7 protein-coding genes and 1 tRNA gene are annotated in these 6,440 nt (G+C 35.6%); 5 read left to right on the forward strand and 3 right to left on the reverse strand.

Going from position 1 to position 6,440, the window contains the following annotated elements; translation table 11 throughout:
• Positions 1 to 77 precede the first annotated feature (77 nt).
• Entirely contained in the window at positions 78 to 2,957 is a 2,880-nt protein-coding gene (locus I6E11_RS10680; RefSeq protein ID WP_235338025.1) for a TonB-dependent receptor, read from the reverse strand.
• 94 nt (positions 2,958 to 3,051) lie between these two features.
• Entirely contained in the window at positions 3,052 to 3,465 is a 414-nt protein-coding gene (locus I6E11_RS10685; RefSeq protein ID WP_235338026.1) for a hypothetical protein, read from the reverse strand.
• Between the two features lie 112 nt (positions 3,466 to 3,577).
• Here I6E11_RS10685 and aroB point away from each other — a divergent pair, with 112 nt between their 5' ends.
• The 5 genes from aroB to I6E11_RS10710 all read left to right on the forward strand — a co-directional run bounded on the left by aroB (position 3,578) and on the right by I6E11_RS10710 (position 5,868).
• Positions 3,578 to 4,642 (forward strand): 3-dehydroquinate synthase, encoded by a 1,065-nt coding sequence (aroB, locus tag I6E11_RS10690; protein ID WP_235338027.1) that lies wholly within the window; start codon positions 3,578 to 3,580, stop codon positions 4,640 to 4,642.
• A gap of 98 nt (positions 4,643 to 4,740) precedes the next feature.
• Positions 4,741 to 4,815, forward strand: a tRNA-Pro gene (locus I6E11_RS10695).
• A gap of 193 nt (positions 4,816 to 5,008) precedes the next feature.
• On the forward strand, positions 5,009 to 5,092 hold the full coding sequence (locus tag I6E11_RS10700; RefSeq protein WP_235338031.1) for an Arm DNA-binding domain-containing protein: 84 nt from the start codon (positions 5,009 to 5,011) through the stop codon (positions 5,090 to 5,092).
• A gap of 222 nt (positions 5,093 to 5,314) precedes the next feature.
• A complete protein-coding gene (locus I6E11_RS10705) occupies positions 5,315 to 5,605 on the forward strand; it encodes a type II toxin-antitoxin system Phd/YefM family antitoxin (RefSeq protein WP_235338028.1) in 291 nt (96 codons plus the stop codon).
• Entirely contained in the window at positions 5,593 to 5,868 is a 276-nt protein-coding gene (locus I6E11_RS10710; protein WP_235338029.1) for a Txe/YoeB family addiction module toxin, read from the forward strand. The genes I6E11_RS10705 and I6E11_RS10710 overlap by 13 nt, the downstream gene beginning before the upstream one ends.
• 192 nt (positions 5,869 to 6,060) lie before the next feature.
• Here I6E11_RS10710 and I6E11_RS10715 read toward each other — a convergent pair whose 3' ends face one another.
• The gene (locus tag I6E11_RS10715; protein ID WP_235338030.1) at positions 6,061 to 6,276 is read right to left on the reverse strand and encodes a hypothetical protein; all 216 of its coding nucleotides are present in this window, start codon (positions 6,274 to 6,276) and stop codon (positions 6,061 to 6,063) included.
• Positions 6,277 to 6,440 lie beyond the last annotated feature (164 nt).

The following is a 6,440-nucleotide window of genomic DNA, read 5'->3' on the forward strand; positions in this document are numbered from 1 at the left end:
TACATAATTGATAAGTAACTATATAAAAAAAACTGCATGAACCAATAAAAGTCCATGCAGCTATATATAATCACTTGTTATCTTCTGTGTCCGAAACCAGGTCCGTGACCTCCAGGACCAAATCCAGGCCCTCCACCCATAGGACGTCCGCCCTGCTTTCCTCCAAATAAGTTAAGTCGGTAAATAAAATGAAGCATACAGTAGCTATAAATAGAATTATACTCCGTATCGGAACGCATTGCAGCTGATATTACTCGGCTTATATTACTCTGGTTTCTCAATATATCATAGAACTGTAAACTTATGGTTGCAGCATTACCCTTAAGGAAATTCTGGGAAATCTGTGCATTCCATAAAAGTTCGTCACGGTTCATTGATTCATCTGTATAACCTCGTCTGGAATTCTGAGACAAATCTGTAGATATTGACATGTTCCAAGGCAGATTCACATTTGTACTGGCTCCGTACGAGAACTGGTAAGTATCCATATTGCTGGACGACTGATAACTGTTACGTGAATGCATATAATTTATGGAACCATTCAGCGAAACCTCCCACCAGTCTGATCTGTAAGTACCTCTAAGTCTTTCTCCCAAATTCAACTGTTTAGTAATATTCTTGTCGGAATTTGTAGTAACCTCTTTTGTACTGATGTAACTAACCATATTACTGTATCTCGTAGTGGTAAATGTATTGATAGTATATTTCTTATTCTTAAGCGCAATGTTTCCACCTACCATACCAAAAATATTCCAGTTTCCATTTATATTCTCCGGACGTGTCACGTAACCACCGGTTTGCTCATTATATGTTCTACGGTTACTTATACTGTTTAAAGTATTATTATAAGTAAAGTAAGTCATACACCCCCTTTGAGTTTCAACATTAAAAGTATTATAGTGAACACGCAATGTATTAGTAAAAGAGGGCTTCAAGTTAGGATTACCCTGTTTGATATTCAGAGGGTCTGTGTTATCTTCTATCGGAAGCAGGTCAGTCATACTTGGCTGCGAACTTCGTCCCCTGTAATCAATTCTAAGCTGACTGGTTTTCGAGAACTTATACCTGAAATCCAGAGTTGGAGTGAAATTGAAAACCTTTCTAACACTTACTGTATCCAAATCCCCCTTCTTATAGTCTAGTTCCGTATGCTGTGGCTGGAATGAAAGACCTAAATTAAATTGGGATTTTTCTGTTATCCATCTGTATGAAACATCTACCTGGTGATTATAATAATCATAGACAGCACTTTTACTCAGGTCATTATTGTAAACACCATTTATATCTCCGGCAATTCCTTGAGGTACTGTCCAGCCGTTAGGCATATCGTATGTAGAATTGTCAGATTTATTTCTCTTATATTGGAAGTTGTAGCTAAATTGCAAGAACATATTCTTGCGTATAGGTTCGCTATATGAGAAACGTGCACTGTAGTTATAACTCTTTGTAGGAGTCGTGATATAACGGTTCAGTATCTCCAACTGCTCCTCAGGTGTTTTCTGAAAATAGTTTGTTTCAGATGTTGAGAATTGCTCTGACTTGCTGTCTGTATAGTTATAATACCCTCTGAATGTAATATTTCTGCCATATTTTCCCAATCGCCTATTATACATCAATGATGCACCATGAGTAAGAGAATTAGAACGTGAAAGGCTATTTCTGACAATCGTGTTTATAATATTTTCTTCCGGAACCAGTTCTGTTAGATTTTCCGAACCTATAAGTTCATCAGTAGAATATACAGGATCCTGATTGAAAGTATAAGTTTTCGAATCTGTTGCATTATCAGTATCTCCCAACTGGAATCTTGGACGGAAAAGCACCATTGTCATTGTATCAGGATGCCACTCAATCCTGAAATCTGCAGTAAGATTCAGGTTTCTATTATCCTGCAGATTCATAGCATTAGTGAATGAGCTGGAGGTACTTGACACAAATGTTTCCGAAGCACTTTTACTTCTTATATCCGAATTCTTAAGATTAAAATTGACACTTCCGTTATTCTTCCATTTTTCTGTTTCTGTAGCAAAGTTAAAGCCAGCCATATGGATAGTATTCAAACCGTTTTGGCGTCTCCATCTGCCTCCACCTCCCCCACCGGGGAAACCATTATCATTGACGTTATTAGATGAGCCTATAACAGTAAACTGATTACCGCCATAAAAACGGTTCAACAAGACCTTTGCACTATATCTATCTTCTGTTCCCCCTGCTACGTCAGCATTCCCAAACCATCCTTTATTCATTCCAGGTTTCACTGTCAGGTCGAGTACAGTTTCTTCTTCACCATCCTGTATACCTGTGGCTTTAGCCATATCGGACTGTTTATCATATGCCCTTAACTTATCAATTATGTTTACAGGAAGATTTTTCAACGCAATATTAGGATCATCAGCAAAGAACTCTTTTCCATCAATCATTATTTTGCTGATTTGTTTACCGTTAATAGTTATCTTACCGTCATCGTCTATTTCTGCGCCAGGTAGTTTTTTAACTAACTCTTCAAGTGCAGAACCCTCCGGAACTCTATATGCAGATGAATTATACACTAGCGTATCGGCTACGGCCGTTACCTCAGGAGCTTGGGCTACAATAACTGCTCCTTCAAGCATTATAGCATCCGATGATATTTCTATGTTACCTGCTGAAAATCTTGGTTTCTGACCAGATATCGCAACTTGTTTGTAAACAGGCCTATATCCTACAAAAGATACTCTAAGCAAATATTTACCAAACTTAGCATTTAGCGAAAATTTTCCGTCCATATCTGTAACGTTGCCAGTTATCATCGTACTATCCTTAGGAGACAGGATCTGTACAGTAGCCTGCATAACAGGCATTTTATCATCAGCATCAATTACTACACCAGATATAGTACCTCTAGAAGTTCTTCCTTGCGAGAAGATTAACAAAGGAGTCAACACTCCTATCAAAAAACACAAAACCCTAATTTTCATAGCCCCAAAACTATCATTCTATCTAAATTAAAAAATTAAATTCAATATGCTTTTGATAAATAATAGGGCAAAAGGTTTAAAGAGATAACGTTTTTTAGTTATTTCTTATAAATCTCTTCTCTATTTTACGCTTTTGTTGCAGAAATTCAAAACAGATAACATTAGTTACCATATAAAATATACCTATAGAATTGTCAGCTCTCTGATAATTTAGTTCTACAGCAGAAATACCAAGTGAAACAAGATAGTATATACCCAAAACTATCAATGAAAATTTCATAGCCTTTCCACGAAGAGATGACGTTATATCATCTTCATCACTCGTCTTGGCCAAAAAGATAAAAAACAAAGAAACCCATATTACAGATTTTGCTCCCAACTTCAAAAGAATAAAACTGGCATCAGTCTGTATCATACCGAACATATACATAAGCATAGGGACAAATACTGACAAAATAAGAAGTACATAACCTAACACTCGAAAAAATACCGGAAAAACACCTTTCATAATATATTTATCATTTAGTTTAAAAATTAGAATACAAAATTAATTATTAGTAAATGTAAAAGTGAGTTTTTCTAACTTTTTTTCTACTTTTGCCACCAAAAACAATACAGTTATGAGCAAACAGGAAATAATAATATGCAATAATCTGAAAGATGACCTTGAAAGGGTAATCTCATCGCATAAATTCGATAAGCTATTCATATTGACAGATAATCATACATACCGCTACTGCCTGCCTGTAATAAAAGACATTCCGGCTGTAGAAAATGCTACACATATCACAATAGGAGTTGAAGACGTAAACAAGACATTGGAAACATTGGCATATGTATGGCTAAAATTAAGTAATGGAGAAGCTACAAGACACTCTTTAATGATAAACCTTGGAGGAGGTATGGTTACAGATTTGGGAGGATTTGCAGCTGCTACATTCAAAAGAGGTATATCTTTCATAAATATCCCAACCACTTTGTTATCAATGGTTGATGCAGCAGTAGGAGGAAAAACCGGTATAAACTTTAATGGGCTTAAAAATGAAATTGGCGCATTTGCTCCTGCATCCGAAGTTATTATAGATAGCGAATTCTTAAAAACATCCGACTATGAAAATATAATTTCAGGATATGCAGAAATGCTTAAGCACGGATTGATAAGCACATTCGACAACTGGAAAGAGCTGGTAAATTTTAATTTTAACAACGAAATTGACTATAAGCTACTACAGAGTTTGATAGGTAAATCAGTATGCATAAAGGAAAATGTAGTAGAACAAGACCCTTTTGAGAAGAATATAAGAAAATCACTTAATCTGGGACATACTATAGGACATGCTTTTGAAAGTTTTGCCCTAAAGAATGAAAATCCTGTACTACATGGATATGCAGTGGCATGGGGACTAGTTTGCGAATTGTACTTATCGCACGTAATATCAGGTTTCCCTAAAGAAATATTACGGTCAACAGTTTCCTTTATAAAAGAGCACTATGGCAAACTTGCCTTTTCATGCAAAGACTATGATACATTATATGACTTTATGACTCATGACAAGAAAAATGAATCTTCTGCTTCTATAAATTTCACATTGCTGAGTGATATAGGAAATATAAAAATCAATCAGATAGTTTCAAAAGATGATATATTTGAGAGCTTGGATTTTTACAGTGAAACGATGGGATAATTACGCATATTCAAATTAATTTGTGCGTAATGCTATTTACAAAACGCATCAATTAATTTGGTTATTATAAAAAAAGCACTAATTTTGTGGTCGCAATTCGGGATGTAGCTCAGCCCGGTTAGAGTACGCGTCTGGGGGGCGCGTGGTCGCTGGTTCGAATCCAGTCATCCCGACTGAAAATAAAGCATTGATAATCTGATGATTATTGATGCTTTTTTTGTTTTATATAGTTTATCTATATATATCGGTTAACGTGAAAAATGACTTTAAAAGTAAACCAAGAAGTCAACCGTATTTTTTATAAATACTACAATTTCTATTATTTGTCACAAGCATAAAGTGCTTGCAAATGGTGAATCTCCATTGATGGTAAGAATTGCAAAAGATGGCAAACGTACCATGAAAAGTTTAGGAATTTCAATCAATCCTCAACACTGGAATTTAGCATAAACCAACCAATCTACTTTGGAATCAGATAAAACGATCTACCATGAAAGAGCTACTTCACATGGTGATGAGAAATATAAATGGTTCATTGATTAGCTTTATTGATTAAGAGAGAAAAGGGCATCCTTAATGAATGTCCTTTTCTTAAATATCAAATAATTAACCATTTATATTTGTAAGTACGCAAATAAGTACATATCTTTGCGTTGTAACAAAGGAGGAGTTATGAGAACAGCTAATTACACAGATTTAAGAGCCAACTTGAAAAGCTACATTGATGCAGTAATTGATGATTTTGACACTGTAGTTATCAATCGTGGTAATGGCAAAGGAGTAGTAATGATTTCTTTGGATGAATACAATTCACTAAAAGAAACAGAATACATCATGTCGTCGCCAGATACAATGGAAGCAATACATAAAGGCGAAGAGGATATTAATAACGGAAATTCCATATCCCAAAATGAAGGTGAAAGCATAGAGGATTTCTTAAAACGTGTAGCATGTACAGAATAACATTATCAGAACAGGCAAGGAAAGAATATCTGTACTTTACCCAGAGCGGAAACAAAGCAATATTGAATAAAATCAAAAACTTATTGGAAGATATTGCCGCACACCCTTATACGGGAATAGGAAAGCCAGAACCGCTTAAATATGAACTTACAGGAAAATGGTCAAGAAGAATCAATGCAGAGCATAGAATCGTTTACTCTGTACATGATGATACAATAGAGGTTTATATATTCTCTATGAGATACCATTATTCCAAAAGATAACAAACCGTTACATGCCGAGCGTACCTGAAAAAAACGCGGGCAAGTTTTACCCCAAATTTGCCCGCGTTTGGAGTAAAATTTGCCCGCGTTTTGGAAAGGGATTTTCCAGTGCTTGAACTGTAGAGGAAATACCACTATTATGTTGATTCACATATATATGTTTATCCAACTTTGCTATACATCCCTTAATGCCTATAAACTGATTTTTAAATCAAAAAAGTACCTAATTGCCACACCAATAGAGATTGCAACTATTCCGATTACTATATCAGTCTTATTCCATTTACCTCCATAATAATGACATCTATCTGAGTTTTCTTTCATCGCAAGCAGGATTATACCCACCGACGGAGAAAATATGATTGTAGCTAAAAGATAGGTCACAAATCCGATTAAATTATTCTTCATATCGTTTTTAGTATATTGTAAACTTCCAATTTTAGGGATCGAGTAGGAGGTAAACATTAATCATAGGTGTTTATCTCCTATTTTCATGTTCACCGACCTCTCACACCACCGTACTTGCCGTTCGGCATACGGCGGTTCCTATTTTGGGCGCCATTCGAGATACG

The sequence above is a fragment of the Bacteroides caecigallinarum genome (genome assembly GCF_021531075.1).
Taxonomy (GTDB): Bacteria; Bacteroidota; Bacteroidia; order Bacteroidales; family Bacteroidaceae; genus Phocaeicola; species Phocaeicola caecigallinarum_B.

Excerpts from the sequence above, each read along its gene's own strand:
- I6E11_RS10680 (WP_235338025.1), bottom strand. The coding sequence starts at position 2,957 with ATGAAAATTAGGGTTTTGTGTTTTTTGATAGGAGTGTTGACTCCTTTG.
- I6E11_RS10685 (WP_235338026.1), bottom strand. The coding sequence starts at position 3,465 with ATGAAAGGTGTTTTTCCGGTATTTTTTCGAGTGTTAGGTTATGTACTT.
- aroB (WP_235338027.1), top strand. The coding sequence starts at position 3,578 with ATGAGCAAACAGGAAATAATAATATGCAATAATCTGAAAGATGACCTT.
- I6E11_RS10700 (WP_235338031.1), top strand. The coding sequence starts at position 5,009 with ATGGTAAGAATTGCAAAAGATGGCAAACGTACCATGAAAAGTTTAGGA.
- I6E11_RS10705 (WP_235338028.1), top strand. The coding sequence starts at position 5,315 with ATGAGAACAGCTAATTACACAGATTTAAGAGCCAACTTGAAAAGCTAC.
- I6E11_RS10710 (WP_235338029.1), top strand. The coding sequence starts at position 5,593 with ATGTACAGAATAACATTATCAGAACAGGCAAGGAAAGAATATCTGTAC.
- I6E11_RS10715 (WP_235338030.1), bottom strand. The coding sequence starts at position 6,276 with ATGAAGAATAATTTAATCGGATTTGTGACCTATCTTTTAGCTACAATC.